The 1,820-nt window shown below is 73.4% G+C and carries 2 protein-coding genes; both read right to left on the bottom strand.

Going from position 1 to position 1,820, the window contains the following annotated elements; all coding sequences use genetic code 11:
• On the bottom strand, window positions 1–1,309 hold a 1,309-nt coding region (gene dnaG / locus H5J30_RS30770; protein WP_181790752.1), incomplete at its 3' end, for a DNA primase.
• 9 nt (window positions 1,310–1,318) lie between these two features.
• A partial coding sequence (locus H5J30_RS30765; protein WP_181790750.1) for a TetR-like C-terminal domain-containing protein occupies window positions 1,319–1,820 on the bottom strand: 502 nt, incomplete at its 5' end.

Raw genomic sequence — 1,820 nt, 5'->3', positions numbered from 1 at the left:
GCCGGACCCGGTCCACCACGAACCGCTCGTCCAGGATCCCCAGCATCCCGGCGAGCCGCACCGCGTACTCGTGCCGGATCGCGACGTCCTTGATCCGCGCCACCACCGGCGCCGCCTGCTCCAGCGCCGCGGAACGGCCCTCCGCCGTCTCCAGGTTGTGCTGGGTGACGAACGAGCGGATCGCGAACCCGAAGAGCGGCGAGCGCTCCTCGATGAGCTGCCGCACCGCCTCGTCGCCCTTCGCCAGCCGCAGGTCGCACGGGTCCATGCCGCCCGGGCTGACCGCGATCGACGTACGGGCGGCGAACTTCTGGTCGTCCTCGAACGCGCGCAGCGCCGCCTTCTGGCCCGCCGCGTCCCCGTCGAACGTGAACACCACCTCGGAGCGCGAGTTGTCCGTCAGCACCCGGCGCAGGATCTTCACGTGCTCGCCGCCGAACGCCGTGCCGCACGTCGCGATGGCGGTCGTCACCCCGGACAGGTGGCACGCCATCACGTCGGTGTACCCCTCCACCACGACGGCCCGGCCCTGCTTGCCGATGTCCCGCTTGGCCAGGTCGACCCCGTACAGCACCTGGGACTTGCGGTAGATCGGGGTCTCCGGCGTGTTCAGGTACTTCGGGCCGTTGTCGTCCTCGCGCAGCCGGCGGGCGCCGAAGCCGACGACCTCGCCCGTGATGTCCCGGATCGGCCACATCAGCCGCCCCCGGAACCGGTCGATGGGCCCGCGGCGGCCGTCCTGGGAGAGCCCGGAGAGCGTCAGCTCCTTGTCGGTGAAGCCCCGGCCGCGCAGGAAGCGGGTGAGGTGGTCCCAGCCCGCCGGCGCGTACCCCACGCCGAAGCGCTCCGCCGCGGCCTGGTCGAAGCCGCGGTCCGCCAGGAACCCGCGGCCGATCTCCGCCTCCGCGGAGCCGAGCTGCTCCGCGTAGAACTGCGCGGCGACCTTGTGCGCCTCCAGCAGCCGCGTGCGCTCGCCCTGCTGCCGGCCGGGGTTGTAGCCCCCCTCCTCGTACCTCAGGGTGATGCCGGCCTGGGCGGCGAGGCGCTCGATGGTCTCGGAGAAGGACAGGTGCTCGACCTTCATGACGAAGTCGACCGTGTCCCCGCCCTCCTGGCAGCCGAAGCAGTGGTACAGCCCCTTGGCCGGACTCACGTGGAAGGAAGGGGACTTCTCGTCATGGAAGGGGCAGAGGCCCTTGAGGTTGCCACCGCCGCCGGGGCGGAGTTGCAGGTACTCGGAGACCACGGCGTCGATCGGAACCGCGTTCCTGACCGTCCGCACGTCGTCGTCGTTGATCCTGCCTGCCACGAGTGCAGTCTACGGCCGGGCGCCGACAGCCCCTCCCCCGCCGCGGCCCGGGGCGGCGGCGCCGTACGCGCCGAGGAAGAAGTCCACGGCGGACTCCACGAACCGGCCGTCGAAGGTCCGCTCGGCCACCAGGCGGCGGAACAGCAGCGGGCCGGAGAGCTGGTCGGCCGCCAGCGCGGTGTCGAGCCCGGCGGGCAGGTCGCCGCGCTCCTTGGCGGCGTCGACGATGGCGCGCAGCCCCTCGGAGCCCGCGGCGTGGAGGGCGGTCTTCAGCCCGGCGTACGAAGCGTCGACGCTGGCGCGCTCGATGACGGCGCGCAGCGCGCGCTCCGCGACGGGGTCGTGCAGCCAGCGGCGGACCGCGTCCAGCTCGCCCAGCAGGTCGTGCCGCAGGTCCCCGGTGGGGCGCACGTGCGCGATCGCCGGGCCCTCGGTGATGGCGTCGCGGACCATCTCCGCGGGGTCCGGCCAGTGGCGGTAGAGGGTGGTGCGGCCGACGCCGCTGCGGGCG

Origin of the sequence: Streptomyces phytophilus, from assembly GCF_013870535.1 — a bacterium.
GTDB lineage: Bacteria > Actinomycetota > Actinomycetes > Streptomycetales > Streptomycetaceae > Streptomyces > Streptomyces phytophilus.
The sequence above is the reverse complement of the archived record's forward strand: the minus strand, read 5'-3'. Positions and strand labels throughout refer to the sequence as shown.